Source organism: Deltaproteobacteria bacterium HGW-Deltaproteobacteria-2, assembly GCA_002840505.1.
Taxonomy (GTDB): Bacteria; Desulfobacterota; Syntrophia; order Syntrophales; family Smithellaceae; genus Smithella.
On record PHBC01000003.1, the window covers coordinates 95,412 to 119,281 of the forward strand.

At 39.6% G+C, this 23,870-nt stretch carries 14 protein-coding genes; 11 read left to right on the forward strand and 3 right to left on the reverse strand.

The genetic code is table 11. The features are described 5' to 3' along the window. The 3 genes from CVU62_07380 to CVU62_07390 all read right to left on the reverse strand — a co-directional run. A partial coding sequence (locus CVU62_07380; protein PKN37547.1) for a hypothetical protein occupies positions 1-1,213 on the reverse strand: 1,213 nt, incomplete at its 3' end. Positions 1,214-1,371: 158 nt separating this feature from the next. Next, on the reverse strand, positions 1,372-2,568 hold the full coding sequence (locus CVU62_07385; protein PKN37548.1) for a hypothetical protein: 1,197 nt from the start codon (positions 2,566-2,568) through the stop codon (positions 1,372-1,374). 1 nt (position 2,569) lies between these two features. After that, positions 2,570-9,544, reverse strand: coding sequence for a hypothetical protein (locus tag CVU62_07390; protein ID PKN37549.1), 6,975 nt, complete (start codon positions 9,542-9,544; stop codon positions 2,570-2,572). A gap of 546 nt (positions 9,545-10,090) precedes the next feature. Between CVU62_07390 and CVU62_07395 the strand changes: the two genes are divergently transcribed. The 11 genes from CVU62_07395 (at position 10,091) to CVU62_07445 (ending at position 23,867) form a co-directional block, all read left to right on the forward strand. Then, on the forward strand, positions 10,091-12,334 hold the full coding sequence (locus tag CVU62_07395) for a hypothetical protein (GenBank protein ID PKN37550.1): 2,244 nt from the start codon (positions 10,091-10,093) through the stop codon (positions 12,332-12,334). Positions 12,335-13,107: 773 nt separating this feature from the next. After that, complete coding sequence (gspG, locus tag CVU62_07400) at positions 13,108-13,551, forward strand: type II secretion system protein GspG (protein PKN37551.1); 444 nt, start codon at positions 13,108-13,110, stop codon at positions 13,549-13,551. A gap of 23 nt (positions 13,552-13,574) precedes the next feature. After that, positions 13,575-15,686 (forward strand): hypothetical protein, encoded by a 2,112-nt coding sequence (locus CVU62_07405; protein ID PKN37552.1) that lies wholly within the window; start codon positions 13,575-13,577, stop codon positions 15,684-15,686. Positions 15,687-16,220: 534 nt separating this feature from the next. Continuing rightward, entirely contained in the window at positions 16,221-17,735 is a 1,515-nt protein-coding gene (gene gspE / locus CVU62_07410) for a type II secretion system protein GspE (protein PKN37553.1), read from the forward strand. Further along, entirely contained in the window at positions 17,736-18,935 is a 1,200-nt protein-coding gene (locus tag CVU62_07415; protein ID PKN37554.1) for a type II secretion system protein GspF, read from the forward strand. Positions 18,936-18,987: 52 nt separating this feature from the next. Further along, positions 18,988-19,476: a hypothetical protein gene (locus CVU62_07420; protein PKN37555.1), complete on the forward strand. Its 489-nt coding sequence runs from the start codon at positions 18,988-18,990 to the stop codon at positions 19,474-19,476. Continuing rightward, positions 19,439-19,894, forward strand: coding sequence for a hypothetical protein (locus CVU62_07425; protein PKN37556.1), 456 nt, complete (start codon positions 19,439-19,441; stop codon positions 19,892-19,894). Before CVU62_07420 ends, CVU62_07425 begins: the two co-directional genes overlap by 38 nt. Before the next feature lie 6 nt (positions 19,895-19,900). Further along, entirely contained in the window at positions 19,901-20,503 is a 603-nt protein-coding gene (locus CVU62_07430; GenBank protein ID PKN37557.1) for a hypothetical protein, read from the forward strand. 133 nt (positions 20,504-20,636) lie between these two features. Continuing rightward, positions 20,637-21,707 carry a hypothetical protein gene (locus CVU62_07435; GenBank protein PKN37558.1) on the forward strand — a complete coding sequence of 357 codons (1,071 nt, stop codon included), beginning with the start codon at positions 20,637-20,639 and terminating at the stop codon, positions 21,705-21,707. Between the two features lie 89 nt (positions 21,708-21,796). Beyond that, complete coding sequence (locus tag CVU62_07440) at positions 21,797-23,329, forward strand: hypothetical protein (protein ID PKN37559.1); 1,533 nt, start codon at positions 21,797-21,799, stop codon at positions 23,327-23,329. Beyond that, positions 23,313-23,867, forward strand: a complete 555-nt coding sequence (locus tag CVU62_07445; GenBank protein PKN37560.1) for a hypothetical protein — start codon at positions 23,313-23,315, stop codon at positions 23,865-23,867. Before CVU62_07440 ends, CVU62_07445 begins: the two co-directional genes overlap by 17 nt. Positions 23,868-23,870 lie beyond the last annotated feature (3 nt).

Genomic DNA, 23,870 nt, shown 5'->3' on the forward strand with positions numbered 1-23,870 from the left:
ATGGTGTAATACTGCCATTACCTCCGGCAGTCACCGCTACCGTGTAACCGAGGACAAAACTTGCACTGATGGTATGATTGGCAGTTACATTACTGAATGTATAACTTGTAACCGCACCTACTGAAGAACCATCAACAAGTACGTCTGACACAACATATCCGCTGTTGGGTGTTATGGTAAATGCCTGATTGGCACCGGAATTAACTGTGACATCACCTGAAGGGCTAATGCTGCCGTTGCTGCCCGCAGATGCTGTTATCGTGTAGGTAGAACTTCCAGAAGTCAAATATCTAAATATTGCAATACCGGACCCGCCAGCACCACCAGCATTATACGCAGTTGTACCTCCATCACCGCCACCGCCACCGCCACCGCCAGTGCCATTTACTCCTGCAGTAGCAGGAACTGCCGTATTGTAGCCGGCCCCGTTTCCACCGCCACCTTGTCCACCGCTATTAGTCTGGCTGGTAGAAAGCTGGCCGCCACCGCCACCGCCACCATAATATTTAGCGGTGCCGGTTATGCTGTTTGATAGGCCATCGCCACCTTTACCGCCGGCGGCGGATGTTCCATCAATCCCTACCGTACCAGCGCCACCGCCGCCGCCTGCACCATAAGAGGGACTGGAATTGCTTGAGCCGCCACCTGCATGCCCTTGACTGCCGGTAGGCCCTTGAGCACCTCCGGATGCGCTTCCTGAAACCCCACCATAGCATCCACCACCGGCAGAGACTCCATCACCGCCATTTAAAGCAGAATATGCACCACCGGCAGTACCACCTCGTCCTCTGCCGCCGCCATTGACAACAAAAATACTACTACCGGCAATCCCTAATGTTGTATCACCACCAGCAGTCGCATTATCATTCTGATCTGTGCCACCGGAACCACCCACACCAATAACCACATTATACGTATTGGCAGGTATCGAACCTGAAGATACAACGATGCCACCGGCGCCACCACCGGAGCCACGATTTGAACCTCCGCCACCGCCTCCGCCAACCATAATAAAATCAACAAAAACATCGGCGGTACACACAATCGCACAGTTCGATGTGCATGTGCGTACTGTATAGTTGCCGTCAATTGTTGCGTTGCCGCCTGTACAGGGATCGGTAGCAAAAGAAGGAATGACATTAATAAAAAGAATTGCGCTGATTATGATTAAAAATAGAATTAGTGAATTTCTAAGTCCTTTGATAATTTTCATTTTCCTTCCATTCCTTTCGGGTTTTGTTTTTTTCTTGACCCTTGCTACTTCGCTACATGTCCCTATTTTTTATTGGGCGTTGTCCCTAATTTCGTTCACACTTTGAACTTTGTACGCAGTGTACGCATTAATATCTTAATAGAACTTTCATGATTTTTTTACTGTACCTTATATTTTATTATTCTAAATTTTTGAGAATTTCCCCAAAGGCCCATATAAAGGGACTCATCTTTTTTATACATTGTTAAATGACGGTAATTTTCATTAGAATCAATTAATGTATTCATTGACCATTGTTTTTTTTTGCTGTCATAGAAGTAAATAATTATTTTGGCTGTCAGATGTTCTCTTACCCTTATAGCCAGAATGACATCATCGGATTCAGCCCAGGCATCAGAACCGCGACGTGCGAAGCCATCAAATTTAAATTTATCAAAATCAAAAACAAAAATATTATCCATAGCAGGCGGCATGGGCAGAACAACTCTATTGCCATTATTTATATCAACGATCTCCATTTTATCGGAAGCTTTTATCAGCTTGTTATTATTAAAATAATAATTGCTGTCTTTATCTTCCAATTCATAAGCGGTAATTTTATAATTGCCCGCTGTCAAATCTCTTTTTTTCATGGAATCAAACAGAGGAATATCTTTATTGAGTGGAAATGCCTTTCTGAGGCCGGAACTGTCAGTTACTCTGGCATAGGAAAATGATCGTCTTTTGCTTTCTTTATTAATAAGATCGGGAACAATTTCCACATATTCGCTGAAACCTTTTGCAGAACCGTAACCCAAAAGAATCATATTCAGAAAAGTTTTTGATACAATATTGCGTGTCTCATATTTGTAAATGGTATAAAAAATTAAAGACCCGTCATCATAACACAAGGGCACAGGTTCATAATGAATATATTCTCTGCTGAATACTTTATATTTATGTTCATACTCTCGTAATTTCCTGCCAGCCAAATCATAAAAAGAAATATGCCAGATATTGTTTTTTCTATCCTGTATTGTGGAGCATATTTCATTATTGTAAGCGGCGCCAAGATAGTAGGCTTTGCCGGGTATATCAACTATTGTCCACTCTTCAGAACCTTTTTTCTTTATCAACAAACGGCTGTCGTAGCCAACGTCTATTATTCCTGTTGATTTCCATACTATAGCGTAAAGGCTGTCGTCCTTTATAAAGATATCATAGCCGTTCATGATTTCCAGATTTTCCGCACTGTCAAAATCAAAATTATAAACGGCAGACACTGTATTACTCAAATCACCGCTTATGACGACACTGCAAAACATAAGCATCATAAATTCCAGTATTAAGATAATCTTAATTTTTCTTTTATCCATATTATTTATTTTTGAAAGACCAATTTACAGGACCAGGCCCACCATTTGAATTCATTACATTTGTATAAAATTCTGAAATCCTTCTAGCCTCGGGAACAGCTGTCGTAATAGCATCTGTGTCTGTTCCACTGAACCAATCCTGGAACTTGTGCCCTAAAGTAAACACGCTATAGCCATTATCAAAATGAACATAGGAATCTTGCAAATCATGCATACCTCTTTCAAATGCATCTAGGTCGCGGTTCATAATTGCATAGTTAACTTCTTGCATAGCATCTGCCCTGCTTTGGAAATGGAGCCATAAACTCAATGGTAAGTATGGTGCGGTCAGGCCATGATCTTGTTTATCAAAATCATATCCCGGAAAATAAAATTTTTTATTATGATCTTCATATAGCCCGCTCGGATCAATCCCTGTAACCGGATTATTGCCGACATACGCCATGAGGTTAGTATCGCCACCACCGAAGCCGACGGGGTCTTCGGAAATGAATCTGCCGACGGTTGGATCGTAGTATCTGGCCTTCATGTAGTAGAAGCCGTTGGGTTCGGTCATAACACCGAATTGGCCGACATACTTAAACGGCTGATATATTGCTTCCTGCTCACTGGCTATATTGCCGAAGGCATCATAAGAATATTTGTTGACAATATCTTTTGATGAGTCGGTCATCGCAATTGTACTGCCGACTCCATTGAAATGGTAGCAATAAGTCTGATCGGCAGGTGTTACCATCGCGAGCAATCCCTTGCCGTAAATGTAGTATCTGGTAATTACGTTACTATCATTTGCTTCCGCCAGCAGCCTGCCTGCGGCATCGTAAATGTATCTGGTTTCCACACTTGACCGGACAGCTTTGAGCCGTTTGCCGCTGCCATCATAAAAGAATTCCGTATCTGTTCCGATTTTTTTGAGCCGGTGTTCATAATCGAATGTATAGGAAACAGCAGTGCCGATATCGCTCGATGACAGTTGACCTTCAAGATCATAAGTAAAATTAGTTTGCCCGACGACTACGGACTCAAGCCGGTTTTTCTTATCATTGTAGCCATAGGTTACATTTCCTTCACCTATTGCCGGCGCGTAAGGTTCGCTCTGTTCAATTTGTTTGCGGTTGCCGTTGCCGTCCAGTTCGGTAAATTGATAGGTGGCAATAACATTGCCACCATCGGCTTTCAGATTGTTTATTGCCGTCAGACGATTAGCGTTGTCGTAATTATATGTTGTTATCGTGCTGTTGAAATTGGTTAATTTTTTAAGACGACCGGCGAGATCGAATTCGTTATAGGTGGCTGTTATATCATTGAGCCATGTGATTTTAACAGTTTCCAATCGGTTTAATTTATCATAGGTGTAGGTAACCTTTTTGACAGTGCTGTCATTGCTGGGATAAGTAAGCTCCGTGAGATTACCGGCAGCGTCATAGTCATAGGAAATCACAAAACCATTGGAATCTTTCATCTGCCTGAGACGGCCGGCAGCGTCGTAAAGATAAGGAGAAGAAGGATAAGGACAGGTTGACAATGGTGTACAGATTGCGTCATCCATGCCAATCACCTGATCCAGATTGTTGTAATGAAACTTGACTTGCGTGGCATTGGGATCGGAATAGGTAATGGTATCTATCTTATCAGTTGGGGTATAAGCGTAAGTAATTGTCTGGCCTTTGCGGTCGGTATTTGTATGCAGCAAGCCATCGTCATAATATGTAAAGTTTGTTGTTTTGCCCAGCAGATCCCTTTTGTATTGCAGCAGTCCGCGTTTGTCATACTCAAAATGAGTAGCTGTCGTTGGATTATTTAACTGATCGTAAAAGTCAGTCATTCTGCCGATGATGTCATAAGTATATTTTATTGCGGGATGATCGATTGTTTGTCCCGTGGTATGCCCCGTGGTTTGGGCTGTGAACGGATTGCCATAAGCGTCATAGGTCAATGTCGTTATTGTACCACGTGGGTCTTTTAGAGTTTTTTTAAAACCTTTGGGAAACTCACTTGTTGAATAATAAGTGCTATACGCTTTATTATTCAAGGCATCTGTTACGTCCGAAACGAAATAAGGATGATCGGGGTCATAATTATAATGCGGTCCATAATCATAATCATCTTTCATATCGGTCAGCCGGAACGGGAACGTGGCCTCATAGATATTTCGGACTGATTGAGTAAGGGCATTGGTAACTTTAGTAAGATTATTATTTTCGTATTCATAGTTTGTAACGATAGGATTTACCGTTGTTGATCTTGGATCGGTGACACTAACAACATGGTCCTGACCATCGTATGTTTTGGTTACTTTATTACCCAAAGCGTCCTCCTGCGCATATAATCTGCCTTTCTTATCATAATAATAGGTAGTTGCGTGACCGTCAGGATCAACTTCCTGATTTCGATAACCGGAGAAGTATAAGTCATAAATGGCCTGGCCGCTCTGGCGTGGCGCTGTTTGTTTTTTCACCCGGCCAAGAGTATCATATTCATTAGTAATGGTTGTTATATTCTGTGAGCTTGTCACAGGCTTTGTCAGCGTTGTTATAAGATGATTTGCTGGGGTCGCGTAGCCGTAACTCCAGTTTTTTCCTTCAACATCTGTATAACCTGTCAAATTATAAGGATAGTTAGTATCGTAAGAATACAAGACTGTTCTCATTGGCGTGGTGGAACCGGTTGCATAATCGGAAACGGAAGTTATTTTATCGCCTGTATAGTTAAGTTGAATGTAACGGCCAAAGGCATCGGTTACTTTATCAAGCTTTTTATCAGCGTCCTTGTATGTAAAGTTTGCGGTGTTTCCATCAGCATCAACGATCTGGCTAATCTTGCCAAAGCTTATATTGTCTGCGTTCTTTGCAAGGGCATTAAAATTCATTTTCTTGCCGGAACGCTCTTGCAGGCTGAAAATATCACCGTCTTTGATCGTAATATCACCATTATTTTTTATCAATTGTGTGGTGATGCCCGGAGGGGGAACATATGTTCCATCAGCCAGTTTAATATATTCCGTAATCTTGTTGCCCATATTAATCACTATGGAATTGTCTATCAATTGATCAATACCCCAGTTGGCGACCAAAGCTCCAACCATCCAGTTTCCTACGGTATCTGTTGCCTTCATCAAATCCAAACAAGCATAAATAGCCACCAGCATGCCCACAGTATCTAGGGGTTGACGGCTTCCCAATACCGGCTCGGCATGGCTTACAGGGCTGAGATAGATATTATTATTATGATCAAAACCATAACCTAATGTTTGCTTTGATAGATTTTTATTGCTGTTATAAGAACGTGAAAATGCCAACCCCAAAGGAATGTCACCCCCCAGAGCAAGATCTGTGTTCTCATAAACAAACGAACCACCGGCCATATCGACAGGGTCTCCAGCATACGCTAACGCAAGATTTGTCAATAGTTCAGACATGCCCGCAGATGAAAAAGTTAGAACAGTAATTTTCCCTGATGCATGGGTGGTAATTATACATGGTACATCGGCATTCCTAGCTATCCATGCGCCATAATAGAAGAAATCTTCATTTTCATTTGCAATGACCATCCCAATGCCAGATGAGCTGTCATCGTATTTAGTTTTATGGATATACCCTTTAAACCTTAAGGGGTAATCGTTGCCACTGCTATCTTTCCAGCCAATTGATCCATTATCAGGAAGAATGTAATTGTGTGTATAATCTGTATCATCCCAAATCACTCCTCCAAGTCTGGCAACGCAATTCTCACAAGGACAGGCAGGCGCACTACTGCAACCCGGTGGTGTATTTGAAGAAGTACAGGTATAAAGACACCCTCCGTATACGGGATTATTTTTATAGTTGCTAAATAACGCCTTAAAATTCGTCCAACCATATCTATTATATGTATCGTAATTAGCCATAATTACTTTCCGGCCATCAGTATTAGCTTTCTGCAATAGCTTTATGGTCGATACAGCCGGTACTTGGGCACCGCCGGTTAGTTGCTGTAAAATTCCATGTTCCAATCCGCTTAACATGAGCGCACGAGCCTTATTTAAATATTCAAATCCATTATTATCATTCACATTTATAGGGCTAGTTATATAAAGAGAGGCTTTGACGTCTATGTAGTAACTTAAATCCTGCGCCATAACGCCAACATTATGATGTTCAATAAGGTGTCTTTCGGAAATACCAGCTATTATCCTATCGATCATAGCATTTTGCTTCAACCAGTTTTGCCCAATGATATTTAGCGTTTCACCTAACACTGATTCCGACGCATTAATTACCTCTGGTTGCGCACCACTAAGCTCCAATTGTGCACGATTAAATTCCAATTGCTTTTGGCGTTTCTGGAGAAGCATATCGGAAATACCATTGCCGAAATGATAAACTATGGCATAAGTACCACCAATCTTTAAATTATAATCTGCACTCTGCGAATTGGCAGGCGCTGGGTAAGGATGATTTATTTTAACGGTCATATATACGGGATCTGTTACATTACTGCCTGTACATTTCGTACAGTCCGGAGGACTGCCGCCATCAAGAAGCAACTTTGGTGCGTTTTCGTTAAAACTGACTATCAATCTTTTTCCATTGAGATCAGCGGTATCAAAAGATTTATAAATTTCCGATGATGAATCTAGAGGACAACTAGAACTTCGGCAAACAGCGACCTGTAATGTTGACTTTATACTAAGAATATCACTTTGGGACATATCAGGGTCTGGCACTGGTGAATACGGAAGCGTTGTTGGTAATTCAGTCAATGTTTCTGGGATAATTGTACGTCCGCCAATGATATCTTTAATATCACTGTTCTGGTGATTAGCTCTAATGAAATTGGCCAGATTTGTTGTGTAATAATTAAGTTTTCCCCTAAGACTTGTTTCATTTAAATTTTGCGTGTAGTTGTAATAATTATCCACGGTGCCGCCCGCTGTACTAAGCAGATCATCCTGATAATTCATTGCGGAACGCAGATCTATATGGGTTTTGTTATCATATTCTTTAAACGCCGGATCAAATAAATATGTACCATTTAATTTCACCCATACGCGATCTAACGTGATTGTAGTATCAGTTCCTACTATTGGATCACGAGGAATAAAACCAGCTCTAATTGCAGTATCAATGGTGCCGATGGTGTAGTATCCTAATACATCAACACCTAACCAACTAGCAAGTTTATCCAGAGGAATTGTCATTTGCCCATAAACATATTCGGCTGTATAGATGGTGCCGTTGGCATCTTTACCACTACTGGCATGAAGCAAGGCAATCATCAATGATGCCTGATCAAAATCGTTGCCACTGCCGTCCAAGTAGGTAAGTTGTGCTCCTTTGAGCGAACCATAATAAGGAACGTAGTCTATTTTGTTATGTACGTAATCGTATATCAGCTTCGGATCATAACGAAGAGCGCGGGCCAGTTCTTTTATTTCATCTGTTTCGTAATCAGCCCCCGCACCTGCCAATGACGCTTTTATTTCTCCGGCGGCAAGCATTTTTTCTTTTCTGGCTTTCAAATTTTCTTTTGCTTCCTTGGACGTAATACCCTTACCTATTCCATGAATCCAACCAGGGCCATAACCGCCACCTGATGTGCTTGTTTTTGAACTGTCCTTGTTATCTTTTGACGCATTATCATTTGCGGATGAAGAAAGAGCAAAATCTTTTATCAAAGTCGTGCTGGCTGTAATTATTAAATTTTCACTAAGGGTGGAATAACCGGATTTTTGAATAGTTGCAACATAGCTCCCGGCAGGCAATGAAGAAAAAACATAAATGCCCGCCGCACTGGAAGTTGCTTTGTAATTACCTATTTTGATTTCGGCGCTACTGACGGCGTTGCCTGATTCATCTTTAACACTGCCGGTTAAGATAGATAACTGAGCCGTGCTTTTTCCATTCTGGCCGGTTGTATTGGGGTTGTTGGGATCACGCGGGATGCTATTGAGCGTGGGAAATCCTGTAGGTATAACGTTTTCGTAAGCAATGGTATAAAAACCGAATAGTGTGTCACCGGCAATTTCGCCATAAGCAATTTTACCATAACCCGCTTCGCCCCAATCTTCACCCCAACTGTCTTTAATAATAAAACACTGTTCGACATCATCGTATCCAACAATAAGCACCGCGTGATAGCCTTCAAAACTGCCCCATGATTTTTCATAAACACCTGTGCTGTAATAATAAAAATCCGTATAGACAGACATTAAAGCAACCACAGGCCCATAGTTATAAAGGGCATATTTAATCGCTTCAATAGAGGGATTAACTTTGTACCAGCCGGATATTTTATAAGGATTGGTTAGCCAGTCGGAACAACTAACAGAGCACATTCCATCAGTTGCCGTATAGGGATTGCAGGATTCCAGAGGCAGGCCTATGTCCCGTAAGAAATTGGCCGCCGCGTCTATATAACCGCCGCTGCAACTTCCGGCACCGCTGCAGGAATTAAGGGTTTGTTCGGAAAGATCGAGAAATACACCGGGAGTGTTGCTGGAAATCAATTTGTTTGATTCGAGAGCGGCTGTCACAGCGAAAGCCCAGCAATCACTGCATGCGCCCTGCTCTTTTACCGGCGTCACGTAGCTGTTTCCATTATAATTGCGCCAGTCAAGGTGACCAGGAACCGCCGCGGAAGTAGTTGTCAGAATTTTCTCTTGAGTTGTTAGAACAGGTACGTGAGAACCAAGATGTTTCTTTCTTTCAGCACTTGGGGCCTGTGATATTTTTGTATCTCTCGCAGTCCAGCGAGCTTTTTTGTGCCCTATTGCTTTTTTTATCTCATCGCGTTCTTTGGAATCAGCAAAAGAGTTGGGAACAAAAAATGCGCCGCTTAAAAAAGTAATCAGAACAAATACTGAAATCACGGGTATGACACCCCAAGTAAGATTCGGGGTGTCATACCCTCCGCTATGCGGGATTGTTCGACTTACAAATTTCAATGCACTTCGTTTTTGAAATTTTAGTCTCGCAACAAAAGATTTGATTCTCATTTTCACGCTCCTGCTTTTTATTTCTTAAATCAAATTAACAAATTGCGTTCATACTCCTGAATATGATTTATGTTTTTATTATCCCTGTTTTAAGCACAGTAATACCCACCCCTTGCAAAAGAACACTTTTCCTCTTGCTGCTACGATGAATCTAACTACTCTTTTTGGGAATTTGATGCCTGGTACTAAAAATACTCGCTCAATATTTTGAGCAATAATTTTTTTTCGTCCTGTCTTAGTGTATCAATTTGTGCTGCTTGAAACGTGAAAGTGGTTCAACTATAAATTTAATTGTGAATACAATTATAGAAAAATAAAAAAACTGTCAATAATAAAACTAAACATGAAACATAATTCCATTTCAAGATGAAATAACATTGTCATTTCATCTTGCTTATGCTAAGCAAATTTTTTATTGAACATAAATACAATAATAAATACAACATCTAAGTAATTTTATGCTTCTTATTCCGGACAAAACTATGCATGAAACACAAATCGTATTTTAATGAAACACGACTCAATTAATATTTAGGAGATGAAACAATGGAAGAAGATAAGACAGATTTAAACATAACAATGAACTCATTATGGAACACTTTTCCTTCTGTAGCCAGTTTTGTTGACTTTAAAGAAACGGATCGTGAAGTTTCCGCACGGGCGATTTCCCGGATTATTAAATTTGCACACAAAAACGGCATCATTGAAAAAGAAACTGAAAAAGCATTCATTGAATTTCTTGCCAGTAACAACAAGCCTGACATAGATAAACCGCTGCCTGAAGAATTGACTTTTTCCGATGTTATTGACGTCCTCTGTGGTAATTATTCTGTAAACTCGCTCATCACCCAGTTAGAAAAAATAACAAAAGAATTATCGTTGCCGATAATCAAAGCTTCAATGATTACAAGATTGAAAAGGAACTTTATACTGAATACTGCCAAAAAGCGCTCTTTGCTAAGGATTCTTGCGTACAGACTGGCCCAGAAGCGGCCCGATTTAAGCTGGAATTATGACATGCTGTGCAAAATAGCCGTCGGCTCGGCAAAAAAAGCTGATGATGCTAAAGAGAAGTCGGGAACAACCGTTACACTGCATCTTCAAGGGAAAGGTGAAATAATTACTCCGACGGATATAAACTGGCTGCGAATGGAATTATCAAAGTGCATTGAGTACCTCAATCTTGCCGGTCATATTCACAATAAAAACATTATATCCAGCGGCGCGGCTTCTTTCAGCCTAAAGTTACCGAAAAAACAAGGACCAGCGGAACAACCACGCCTCTATGACAGAGCTATACGCGACAGTTTAGCAATTGCTCATCAGATGGCTGTCCGATGGCTTCTTTCCGAATACAGCAGCCCTCAAAAAAAGCTTGTTATTATTATTCATGCAGGATTGGTCGCCGAAACTAATCTGGTAGTACAACCACTTTTGGAAACAAAACTTACAGGGGAAACAGGTATCTACCTGACTGATTATGCCCGTTTATGCGCACGTGTTGCCGATGTTAAAGTCGGTTTTGAACGCTACAAGAATCACTCCATCGTCGATGAAAGTAATATTAACGATATTTGGACTGTCAAATATTTTATGTCTTACAACTATTATAACTATATTCCTTATCTGTTAGAAGAGAGGATGCTTCCTATAGACAAAAACGAGCTATCTTATAATAAATTCCAGCAAGCCCTTTACTTTCCGGAAATGTTCTCGGAAAGCCCGTTTGAAGCACTCCGGACGTTGCAGCGCTTCCCCCATAGCAGCTTGCTGTTAATCGAGATTGCCAAGGTGCTCCGTGGCCGGCAGATGCTATATGAAGCCGACACAATTATTTCTAATATACTGTTGTCAGATCCTCTTAATGTCATTGCCAGACACATGCGAATGCTTATTTATGAAAATATCGCTCACATGAATAGTGATTTTTTTATTTCCGAACGGGCATTTGAGCGAGCAATAGCTGAAAGTGAATTTATAATCAGGCGTTGCAATAACGATGAAATAAGCTGGAATGAAATAGGACTTCTCTATTATGGCAGAGCAAAAAAATATGTTAATTATCTTAGAGCAGATAATTTATCAAATGCGCAAAACATTCGTAAAGAAGATGTCTTAGATAATTTTCAAAAAGCAAAGGAATATTTTTTAAAAGGTTGGACTGCATCTCCAGCAGGCAAAGATGGGACCGCAATGTTTTACTATTTGTGTGCTCTCTGTTTCATTGAACTATTTTCTTCAGACGAAAAGCTTCTTGATAAAAAAGAATATGCTTTCCTTTCCGATAAGCATAATGTTTTTCAAAAAGTGGCTATCCGTTATTTTACTGAAATTGGCTGGTTAAGAAATTATGTTTCCGCAGAAGGGAACATAAATGAATCATCTCTATATGTTTTATTATTAGCATTAAAAAATATAGTTGCGCGGTTTGAAAATTCAATAATGGCAGAAAGCTATCTTCCTTATGTCAAATATACGTGGTGTATTATTTTCTGGGATTTTGCTCCGTGTTTGACCATAGGAGCATGTAAGTATATTTTGGATTCATTAAATGAGGCGCGCATCAGAACAGAAAAACTTGTTGATGACAATATTTTTGTATATCAGATGTCAATCAATTATATTTCGCCGGAAAAATTTCTTTTACTGATTCAGGAAACCACTGATCTTGTCAACAAGTATGTTACGGCCGACGACTTGAAAAAAGACGATAACTCGCTCATCGATCAAAATAAATTTAAAGAAATGTCCAAAACAAAACTTTTACTTTTGGAACTTGATCGGTATTAGGTATAAACGCTTTGACAGGTATTTGAAGCTTTCCGCGGCATGCCGCGCAAAATCTTCGATTTGGGGGAATTTCACCTCCTCAATACTCATTTACTCATATTTCATTAAAATTCGATTTATGTTTCATTTATCGCTTTCTTGATATCAAGAGGCATAAATACACTAATACACTGTTTATATTATTGTTTTTATATTTATCAAAAATATATTTGGCATAAGCAGGATGAAACAAAATTCTATTTCATCTTGAAATAGAATTTTGTTTCATGTTTGATTTGATATTGACAATGTTTTTACTTTTCTATAATTGTATTCAACATTAATTTTTAGATGCACCCTTTTCAAGTTTTAAGCAGCACAAATTGACAAAATAATTCATGCTGAATTTATCAGGCATTATAATAGGTGTGTAATTTGTGCCGAAAACATAATTAAATATAATTTTGAAATTATTGTTAGAAATGTTGAGCGAGCTTTTTAGTACCAGACACCGAACTCCCAAGAAGAGAAGTTAGATTCATATTTGATGCGTTTTGAAAATTATTTCGAATGCGGAAGGAAAAGTTTTATCAAGAATAATTTAGAAAATATTTTATTTAATAATTCTAGCTTGTTGTTACAAAATCTTATTTTAAAATATTGCCGGTTTTGTACGATTGTTCTTGAATATTATTTTATGCACATAATTATACCGCACTACCCGCAATCCAGATAGCAGTGGGTTAGTTTAATCCTGACATCATGAATATATAAGAAAGTCACCTGCAAAGATCATGAAAGGATATTTTATGAGTGCAGCACTAAAGAAAAGCCAAGATGAAAAAGGTTTTACTTTAATTGAAATTCTCGTTGTAATGGTGATTATCACTCTGCTTGCCTCTTTAGTAGCGCCAAGACTTTTTCCGAAATTAGGCAAAGGAAAACAATCCGCAGCAAAAGCACAAATTGAATTACTTGAACAGGGCTTGGATCAATTTCGACTCGACACATCAAGATATCCGACAACGCAGGAAGGACTAAGTGTTTTAGTAACCAATCAAAATATTGAAAATTGGGATGGCCCTTATTTAAAGAAAGGACTTCCAAATGATCCATGGGGTAAACCGTTCAATTATCAATGTCCCGGTACTCATGGTGAATATGATTTATTTTCGTACGGCAGGGACAGCATTACCGGAGGAGAAAGTGAAGATAAAGATGTTGTAAGCTGGGAATAACAGAAACATTAAGGACGGTATTTGTGCGAAAATTCATAACAATAATTTCTGCTCTGTTTCTTCTTTCGATAATTGTTTATGCGGAAAATGTAGAAATAAAAGAAGGTGTTCAGAAAAATGACTCAGTCACTTCTGTAAGTAATGCTCCCTTCACACCTGCGTTACAAAACGCCGGATTACCGGAAATAAAACAAATCCAACTTGAAAAAGAATCTAACAAGACACAACCCCCAAAAGAGCAACAGATACAATCTTTAAAACCAATATTTCCTCCAGCGACACAACCTAAAGTACCGCAAAATCATGATAATAAAGTTTCTCCCGGCAATTTGCCTGCTCCTGATGAAAAGAAATCATCTTCAGATAAAGCACCGGCTACTTCGACAACAGATGCTAAACCAATGACGTCTGCCCCGCCGAATACTACAACCAATAAAACATCAGCTTCCAATGGGCATATCAGTTTAAACTTTGATGATGCTGACATTTATTCGGTTATTCAAACGGTTTTTAGTGAAATATTGAGAGTAAATTATATTATCGAGCCGAAAGTAAAAGGCAGAGTTACCTTCAGGTCTGTTGCGCCTATTCCGAAAGATAATGTATTGCCTGTGGTGGAAGTTATTCTGCGTCTTAACGGAGTGGCTGTAATAGAGGAAAACAGTCTTTACCGTATTATACCGATAGGAGATCTGGCGCGTGAACCTTCGGCCATCAATATCGGCAGAGATGCGGAGAAAGTTGAAATTAAAGGAAAGGCACTATTGCAGGTTGTGCCTGTTGAACATGTGCAATCATCGGAAATAGTAAAATTAATTACTCCGTTTGTATCGGCTAATGCTGTAATTGTAGATATCCCCAAAACAAACCATATTATCGTTGTAGATACGGACGCCAATGTCAAACGTCTTCTACAATTGGTAACTATCTTTGATTCTGAGCAACAAAAGAATAAAGGGCCGCAGGTTTTTGTTCATCATATTCAAAATGGCAACGCCAAGGATATAGGCGCTTTGCTTCAACAGATATTTTTAGGCTCCAAATCTCCGGGACAAACAACTGCGAGTAGTGTGTCAGTGTCAACAACTTCACCAGCATCCCCTTCCTCGTCTGCAACCCCGCCACGGCCGCATTTGCAGGGAATGGCAAATAAGGGCGGGGCAGATATTTTAGTTTCCGATCTGGTTAAAATATATGCCGATGAAATCATGAACGCGATTATTATTTTAGGTACGCCCGAAGATTACGAAGTTATAAAAGGAACTATCGCCAAGCTCGATATTGTTCCCCGGCAGGTTTTGATTGAAGGAACCATAGCCCAGCTCCAGCTGACTGATAAATTGAGTTTGGGGCTGGCCTGGTCGCTTCAAACCAATATGTTTAATATGAATCCGGTCTCAATATCTTTCAATCCCTCTCAATTAAGCAGCGATACTTCAAAGACTTCCGGCCTTTCTCTAATCGGCATTGATTCGGGCGGATCGGTAAGAGCTGTCATCAATGCATTAGCTTCGAAATCCAAGGCAAAACTATTAGCTTCGCCGCATATTATGGTTTCCGATAATCGGGAGGCAAGAATACAAGTCGGACAGCAAGTGCCGCTCGTAACATCAGAAACATATGGCAGCGCAGGGAGCACCTCTGTGCCAATTAGAACTATTCAGTATAAAGATATTGGAATGATTCTTAAGGTTAAACCGCAGATTAATGACAGCGGCCTGGTCGCCCTGCAGATATCGCAGGAGGTTTCCACGTATTCGAAGGATACTCTTTATGCGGATGAAACACAAATAATTCTAAATAAAACTGAGGCGTCAACCAATCTTGTGGTGCAGGATGGACAAACAATAGTTATCGGTGGACTAATCAGGGAAGATGATTCCAAAGCAAGAGGGGGAATTCCTTTGTTGAGCAGAATTCCGATACTGGGCTATTTATTCGGCAATACGGAGAATGAAGCCCTGCGAACCGAATTGGTAATTCTGCTGACACCGCATGTAGTTAAAAATCAACAGGAAGCCAAGGCCATTACAAATAAATTTGCCGATAAAGTAACTGATGAAAAAATGAACATGGAAGTTAAAAAAAGCCTTCAAGTAAAAGCGGGAGGGTCTGAGAAAGAAGTTCAGAAATAATATCTGAGTCAATAAGGGACAAGCGAAGTCCGGCGAATGCCGGAGGTCACGTAGCAAGTCGTAAGGAAAGAAGTTATTAACAGTCTTATAATAGTAACGACATTTGACATGTTCCCGTCGGAGTCGTCACCCCGTCGCATGCCGGGGTCCAGTTTAAATAATACTGGATTCCGGCCTTCGCCGGAATGACCAATGTAAAGACTATTATGCGACAATTAATAATAGAATAGTACAGAGTAGAAAGCGTTAGCCCGGCGCATGATACTGTGTCGTAATTAATTTTCGTGTAATTATGTATTTTATGTGTCCCCCGCTGGCGGGGGATTAAGGGGGGGGGGGGGGTGGACGTGTTAGGGTAGTCGTAATTTCCATCCATGTTACAGGCTTCCACCTCCGTCACTACGTGACACCTCCGCCAGCGGAGGACATTAAATGTATTTATTATTGCGACACAGCCTCACATGCCGGGTGACACCTCTCCAGGCATACGCCGGACTAGACGCGCCAGCGGAGGATACGCACATTATATAGATTATGCAGAATATAAAATATTTAGAACCGGAAAATTTCCCCAAAGTCCCCTTCGTTCTGGAAACGCTCTCCGCGCGTTTCATCCGCGAAAAAAAAATCGTTCCGCTGGAATTTAAACAAAACACTTTGAAAATTGTCATGGCCGATCCGGATAACCAGGAGGTTATTGACGCACTGAAGGTTGCAGTTTCTCATGATATAGAAATCTATTCCAGCAATCTGAAAGCAATCGAAGAATATATCGAAAAATTCTATACACAGGAAATTCAGGATATAGGTAAACTGATCGAAAACATTGAAGATGATTCCCTCCAATTTATTCATGAAGACGACGACGTAGGTCATCTGCAGGATCTTGCTTCGGAAGCGCCGATCATCAGATTGGTCAATATGTTAGTTACCCGGGCGGTAGAAAGTAGAGCCAGTGATATTCATATTGAACCTTATGCCGATGAACTGAAAGTGAGATATCGCATTGATGGTGTTCTTCACGATATCGAGTTAATACCCAAAAAACTGCAAGCCGCAATTTTCTCCCGCATAAAAATCATGGCGAAGCTCAATATCGCCGAGAGGCGTCTGCCGCAGGACGGGCGCATAAAATTAAAAGTGGGAGGATCGGAAATAGATATCCGTGTTTCCAGTGTGCCGGTTTTATACGGGGAAAGCCTTGTTATGCGTCTGCTACACCAGGAAGGCATTCTAATCGATATGGAGCAAATGGGCTTTCCCACCGACACCCTTCTGACTTTCAATAACATAATAAAAAATACCAACGGCATCATTCTGGTTACCGGCCCGACTGGAAGCGGAAAAACAACTACGCTCTATGGCGCGTTGGACAAGATAAATTCTTCTGACAGGAAGATAATCACTGTAGAAGATCCTATTGAATACCATCTCAAAGGAATTAATCAAATACAGGTTAAGCCGCAAATCGGGCTGGATTTTCCCAATATACTGCGCCATATCGTCAGGCAGGACCCTGATGTCATAATGATCGGTGAAATCCGTGATCTGGAGACAGCGGAAATAGCTATTCAATCCGCCTTAACCGGCCACCTTGTTTTTTCAACATTACACACTAACGATGCGCCGACGGCGATTACCCGCCTGATCGATATCGGTGTGCAAAGTTATCTTCTGGCTGCGACAATTCGCGGCATTCTCGCCCAACGCCTGGTGCGGATAATATGTCCGGATTGCGCCGAATTTGATGAAACGGCGACCAATGATGAAAGAACGAATATAAAATGCGGGCCGGACATTAAATTATTCAAAGGCAGAGGATGCGAAAAGTGCGCGCATACGGGGTTTTACGGCCGGTCGGGCATTTACGAGCTTCTGGAGGTTGATAATTCGATTCACCAGTTGATTATTAAAAATGCCGATGCCCGTCAAATTCGCGAAAAAGCAAAAGAAAACGGAATGCGTACTTTACTGGAAGACGGTTGGCTAAAAATAAAAGCCGGTCAGACAACGGTTAATGAAGTATTCAGAGTTACTCAGGAGATTTAATTGCCAACATATTCCTACAGCTCAACAACCCGGGAAGGTGTTATCATGGAAGGTGTTATTGAAGCGCATGATGAAAAAAGCGCCATCAATATGTTGAAAAACAGCGGCGCAATTCCGTTAAAAATAAAACTCAAAAAAAATGGCCTTATCAGCGCCGATAATTTCAGCTTTAAATCCGCGAAAAACGAAGTGCAAACATTTACTACGGAACTATACGCGCTTCTTGGAGCCGGATTGCCGCTGGATCGCAGTCTGAATATACTTACGGAAATAACAGAAAATAAAAAGATGAAAGAAATTATTTCCGCGATCTTGAGGTCTATCAGAGAGGGAAGTTCTTTTTCGGACGCGCTGGAAAAACATCCTCAGATATTTTCCGGTTTGTATGTAAATATGGTCAGAGCGGGGGAATCCGGCGGTGTATTGGGAGTCGTGCTGGAAAAGTTAATTGATTTTTTAGAATCATCAAAGGAGTTAAAAGATCATATTTTTTCCGCCTTAATTTATCCGGTGATTCTGGTCATTACCGGAATATTATCCATAATAGTTCTGGTCACATATGTTTTGCCTAAATTCTCCGTTATCTTTCGCGATATGGGGACACAATTACCCCTGCCAACGCAAATACTCATAGTTTTCAGCAACGTTATTTTATCTACATGGTGGATTATCATTTTGATTATTATTGCAGGAGGATTCGCTTTAAGAAATTATTTAAAAACAGAAAAGGGCAGATATAATTGGGATGATCTGAAAATCAAAATTATGGGCGATGTAATTTTAAAACTGGAAACCGCCCGTTTCTGCCGCACATTGGGCGCTTTGTTGAAGAGCGGCGTCCCTCTTTTACAAGCTATAAAAAATGCCAAAGATATTGTCGGCAATTATGTAATATCGTCAGCTTTAGACAAAATATCAGCAGGCATCAAGAAAGGCCAGGGAATCGCGAAACCTCTTTCCGATGCTAAAATATTTCCTAATTTAGCTTTGTCCATGATTAAAGTCGGAGAAGAGACAGGACAACTTGATGTCATGTTGATAAAAATAGCCGACACGTATGAAAAAAGCCTGAAAGTATCGATTAAAAAGTTCGTTAGTTTTCTGGAGCCGGCCCTGATTCTGTCAATGGGCTTGTTGACAGGATTTATTGTTATTTCAATGCTGATGGCAATATTCAGCATAACAGATATCCCCTTCTAGAGGATTGGAGGATTGGAGGATTAGATGATTAGAGGATTAGAGGATTGGAAAAGTGAAGGGTGAAAAGAAAAAAATCATTCATTTGAGCCGGGGTTTTACATTTATTGAAGTTATGATTGTTGTGTTCTTAATGTCATTAATTGTCGGCATTACAACAGTCTTTTTTGCCAATACTCTACCTGCGGCAAAGCATAAGGCCGCGGCCAGGGAATTAGCCGCTACTATCAAATATGCCCGGCATCTGGCCTTTGTTAAGAATGAAAAGCAAACAATTAGTATTGATCTTGACGCCAGAAATTTTTCAATTAAAGGACGGGAAACAAAATCAATCGCTCCTGAAATTTCGATAACCGTTTATAAAAAAGATGCGAACATAAATCCGGTTCGGGAAGGCAAGTATATTATCAGTTGCGATACAACAGCCGGAAGTGAATGGGACTTTATAGAGCTTGCCCGGAAAGAAAAAATAATTACGATTAAATCAGACCCGATAATGATCGCCCATGTTGTTTATGACAGAAAAAATGAAAATGATAAATAAGTGTCAGTTAATTATTAAAAACCGGAAAGGGTTTACCATATTGGAGATAATGGTGGCGCTGGTTTTGATCGCGGTTGTGGTTTCTTCCGTCATTCAACTATCATCTGCAAATCTAAGGAATCTCGCCTCCACCGATGATCAAATTAACGCACTAATTCATGCTAATTCCAAAATGCGGGAAATTCTTGATCTGGAAATAATTGAAGATAAATCATGGAATGAAACGGACAAGGATGGATATTCATACGAAATTACGATAGCGGAAAGTTTAAAAGAACGCACGGATTCTTTAGGTATTAAGATGGAAGAAATCACGCTGGCAACTAGCTGGCTTAATAACAATAAAAAGAAGGAAGTTATTTTAAAAACGGCAAAGATTGTTTCCAAAGCGGATACTTTAAAAAATACGACCAATTAATTATTTATCACAGGAGAAATTGGCCCATTGAATAGTCGTGGATTCACACTTTTGGAATTACTCATTTCTATCACGATGCTGGCTCTGATTGCAGCTATTATGGGCTGGACGCTGAATACGGCTCATCGGACATTGGGCAAAGGTGAAAATAAAATAAATTATCTGGAAAGAGAAAAAATATCTTTTTCTCTGGTGGAATCGCAAATACTGTCATTATTTCCATATCAATATGATGATGAAGGAGAAAAAATATTATTTTTTGCCGGCGGGAAGGACAAATTAATGTTTACTTCAAATTTTTCGCTCTGGCGAGGGACAAGGGGAAATACATTTGTCACATACGATGTACAGTCAAATGAAAAAGACAAAAGTTTTCTTAAGATAACTGAGCAAGTCATAGGCCTGAAAGAAAAAAAAGAGACTATTCTTTTTAATGAATGCAATAATATCAGTTTTGAATATTTTTTAAAAAACGCTGTCGAGGAAGGTAAATGGGTGACGGAGTGGCCTGAGGATGAAAAAGGATTACCGGATAAAATAAAAATCAATATTGCATATAACACAAAAAATATTGCCCTTACGCTCAGGCCGCCGGTCGGGGGAAAGTGAAGAGAAATGCGTGAATTTCCCTCTTTGTCATTTCGAGGAGCAAAGCGACGAGAAATCTTGATTGATGTCAAATTAAAGATTTCTCACACGCCTGCGGCGGGTTCGGAATGACATCAAAAGCAGTGAATGGTGAATGGTGAAAAGAGCAAAACAGGTGACAGAAAGAAATAAATACGAGATTCGAAAAGACGGTTTTCAGGTGGCGGCATCTGGTCGCGAATCCGGGATAGCTCTGCTTATCGTATTATGGATCACGGCCGTATTAATCGTTATCGCGCTTTCATTTTCTGTCATGGCCCGCACGGAAATATTTTCGACAATAACTTTCAAAGAGCAAATGATAAATAAATATCTGGCCGAAGCCGGACTGCAAAAAGCAATTATGGAAATATTCTACCGCAATACAAACAAGAACAACCAAGTTACTTTTGGAGGGGAAGAAGTATATTGTACTGACGGCACACTTTATTATGGCGAAATGAGCAACGGTTATTACAAAATAAGTATCGATGATGAATCCGGCAAAATCAATATCAATATCATGACTGATTCATCCGGAATAATATTGAATAATCTGCTGGTAAATATGGGTGTAGAAAAGAAAACTGCAGACACGATTGTTGATTCCATCTTAGACTGGAAAGACACAGATAACCTGACGCGCCTTTCCGGAGCGGAAGATGATTACTACATGAGTTTATCAGATTCTTACAAAGCGAAAAATGCAAACTTTGATAATTTGGAAGAACTTCTTTTAGTTAAAGGTGTTACTGCGGAAATTCTTTATGGCAATGAAGAGAAACCAGGATTGATCAATTTTATTACTTTATATTCCTCTACGGATAAAATAAATATTAACACTGCTTCTACGGAAGTTTTAAAAGCGATACCTTTTATTTCCGATAATGATGTCCAGCAAATCATTAACTTTCGCAAAGCCGATAACACAAAAAAAGATGGCACGAATATTCAATCCGCATTAGGTGGTAATTATGCAAAGATTTCTCAATATATTTCCACGAGCGACTCCAATATTTTCGCCATAGAAGTATTGGGCTATAAAGAAAAAAATGCTGATAAGAAAGGCTACCCTATTAAATCAATAATTATGGTGGAGGGCAGCGATCGTTACAGAATTCTTTATTATCAAAGTCCGGCAAACATCACGAGCATGAAAACGCAAAGCAAGCTGCGGAATATTTGACCCTCCGCTTTGCGGGATTGTTCAACTTACCAATTCCGCTGCGCTTTGCTTTCGGAATTGGAGTTTCACTAATAAAGAAGTCATAAAATATGATAGATTATAGAAATAAATTTAATTCCGTTCTTGTGTCGTTGGAAAAATTCGGCAGGCTACTGTGGAAGTTTTTATCGTTTAGCCTTGCTGATAATCTCTTCTCTATTGCCAAAGTTGTCTCTGTATCAATTGAAGACGATGGCATTTATTTTATTTCGGGCACAAAAATATTCTGGAAGATATCAATTAAATATTTTAAGAAATTTCCGCTGGAAGAAAATAAAGAACTTACTCCGGAATATTTTACCGCAGTAGTTTCTAAAGCCGTCGGTGAAATGGAAGCAACTAAAGCTTCTTTTGTACTGAGTGTTCCTAAAGCATGGACAATTGTGCAGGTTGCTGAATTTCCTGTGACAGTTAGAGATGATTTGGCCAACGTAATATATTATGAGCTTGATCGTCTTACTCCGCTGACTCCCGAAAATGCCTATTATGATTATAAAATAATCGACGAAAATCAGGATAAAATAAAAGTCTTATTAGCCGTGGCCAAGGCCGACCGAATAAATTCTTTTCTGGAAGCTCTCCGCGGTAAAAACATAAATTTTGAAAAGATAAGCATCAGCGCATTTGTCATTAAAAAGCTGATCAAAGACACTTACAAAATCAAAAATTCAATTTTTGTATCTGTAAATGAAAAGTCTTATGAATGTGGAGTGATTATCAATGATTTCAATGTTAATTCCACATCCGGTAAAGTAAAATTTTTGGATGATTCCGAAATAAATAAAATTATTAACGAAACTAATTCGCTTATAGATATTTTAACAAAAAGCGGTCCCGACAAAGTCGGGACAAAAATTGTGATCAATGCCGATGAAAAACTCCATAAAAAAATTTGTGAGAAATTATCTAAATTTCAGATTCTCAACTTGAAACGGAATAATAAACTCGGTTTACCGGAAAGCAGCGGAGAGATTTCTTCTTTTGCCCTTGGCTGTTTTTTAGAAACAGTTACCGCCGATAAAAATGAATTTAATTTATTGTCTGTCAAGAATGGGAAGCAAAAAAATACACCTTTTATTGCGACTGCAATATTACTCACGATAATTCTTTCAATTGGAGTGTTTCATCTCATTTCTCCTATTATTGCGGGGCAACAAAGTATTGAGCAGATAGATAACCGTATAAGTTCTTTAAAACCGGAAATCAAGAAAATCGAAGCCTTAAAGAAAGAAATTGAAACGATATCATCAGAAATTAAAACAATTAATAATTTCAAAAAACATAGCATTCCGGCAATTGATATTTTAAAAGAAATCACGAAAATATTACCGGCTAAAACATGGCTTACCCGGATACGAGTCACTGAAAATATGGTTGAAATTGAAGGTTATACTTCATCAGCTACAGGAATAATTTCTAAGCTGGAGAATTCCAAATATTTTCAAAAAGCAGAATTTGCGTCTCCTACATTTAGAGATCAGCGGCAAAACAACGAGCGTTTTGTAATTAAAACTGAGCTGAAAAATGAAAATGCACCTACTAAACAAGGAGAAATAGGCAAAATAAATGAAAAGAAAAAGTAATTTTCTAATTATTGCCATCCCTTTAATTATTATACTGGCCTCAGGAGTAATTTACGAATACGGAATAAAAGGTATTCGTGAGGAAGTAAGTTCTGTAAATGATTTGAAGATGGTGAAAATAAAAACTTTACAGAAATACATGGAGGCGATTTATCAAAAAAACTCTCTGGAAAAGCAAATTCTGGCTCTTAAAGATTTACGTAATGGTGAGAATGTTAAAATCATGACAGCTCAGACATCGGCTATCGCATCTGCTAATCTACAGGATTCGGTTAAGGGTATTATTACGAGCAGAGGCGGCACAATCAATTCTGAAAGAGTAGAAAAACCAGAGGAATGTGGAAAATTCAAAGTCACGAATGTAGTGCTGGACGTTATTTTTCCTGATGTTAGAGCTCTTTCCGATACTCTTTTTGCAATTGAAACGCAAACTCCTTATCTGGTTGTAAAAGAAATGGATGTTCGGGTAAGAAATTACACTGCTCCTAAAGATTTAATTGCGAAATTAAAAATCGCGGCATTAACAGGTGTACAATAAAAT

Excerpts from the sequence above, each read along its gene's own strand:
- CVU62_07385 (PKN37548.1), bottom strand. The coding sequence starts at position 2,568 with ATGGATAAAAGAAAAATTAAGATTATCTTAATACTGGAATTTATGATG.
- CVU62_07390 (PKN37549.1), bottom strand. The coding sequence starts at position 9,544 with ATGAGAATCAAATCTTTTGTTGCGAGACTAAAATTTCAAAAACGAAGT.
- CVU62_07395 (PKN37550.1), top strand. The coding sequence starts at position 10,091 with ATGGAAGAAGATAAGACAGATTTAAACATAACAATGAACTCATTATGG.
- gspG (PKN37551.1), top strand. The coding sequence starts at position 13,108 with ATGAAAGGATATTTTATGAGTGCAGCACTAAAGAAAAGCCAAGATGAA.
- gspE (PKN37553.1), top strand. The coding sequence starts at position 16,221 with ATGCAGAATATAAAATATTTAGAACCGGAAAATTTCCCCAAAGTCCCC.
- CVU62_07425 (PKN37556.1), top strand. The coding sequence starts at position 19,439 with ATGTTGTTTATGACAGAAAAAATGAAAATGATAAATAAGTGTCAGTTA.
- CVU62_07435 (PKN37558.1), top strand. The coding sequence starts at position 20,637 with ATGGTGAAAAGAGCAAAACAGGTGACAGAAAGAAATAAATACGAGATT.
- CVU62_07440 (PKN37559.1), top strand. The coding sequence starts at position 21,797 with ATGATAGATTATAGAAATAAATTTAATTCCGTTCTTGTGTCGTTGGAA.
- CVU62_07445 (PKN37560.1), top strand. The coding sequence starts at position 23,313 with ATGAAAAGAAAAAGTAATTTTCTAATTATTGCCATCCCTTTAATTATT.